Here is a 555-nt window from a genome sequence, read left to right on the forward strand (position 1 = left end):
GGGCGCAGGCGGCAGTCCAAGAGCCGGGTCAGCCGGCTCTGCGCCGAGATCGACGAGCGGGTGAATGCCTTCCTGTCGCGGCCGCTGGAGGGCACATGGCCCTGCCTGTGGCTGGACGCGACCCGCGTGAAGGTGCGCGAGGGCGGGCGCATCGTCAGCCGCGCCGTGATAATCGCGGTGGCGGTGAACGAGGACGGCGAGCGCGAGGTCCCGGGTGTCGCCACCGGCCCCTCCGAAGCGTTCGGGCGATGGCCCTCACCCTTCTGGACGGACTTCCTGCGCTCGCTGGCCGAGCGCGGTCTGCGTGGGGGGAAGCTGGTGATCGCCGACGATCCCAAGGGCCTGCGGGCTGCCGCACGTCGCGTGTTCAACGCCACCCACCAGAAATGCCGCATTCACTGGATGCGCAACGCCCTGGCTCACGCTCCGGCCAGGCAGCGCACGGCGGTGGCGGCAATGCTGAAGACGATCTTCGCGCAGCAGACCAGGGCCGAGGCCGAAGCCCAGTGGGAGATCGTGGCCGACGCGCTCCGCGAGAAGCAGCCCAAGCCCGGC

1 protein-coding gene is annotated in these 555 nt (G+C 71.2%); it reads left to right on the top strand.

The genetic code is table 11. The features are described 5' to 3' along the window. Positions 1–555: IS256 family transposase (locus DR046_RS23140; RefSeq protein WP_209313656.1), on the top strand; the 555-nt coding region annotated here is incomplete at both ends.

Origin of the sequence: Jannaschia formosa (genome assembly GCF_003340555.1) — a bacterium.
GTDB classification, from domain to species: domain Bacteria; phylum Pseudomonadota; class Alphaproteobacteria; order Rhodobacterales; family Rhodobacteraceae; genus Jannaschia; species Jannaschia formosa.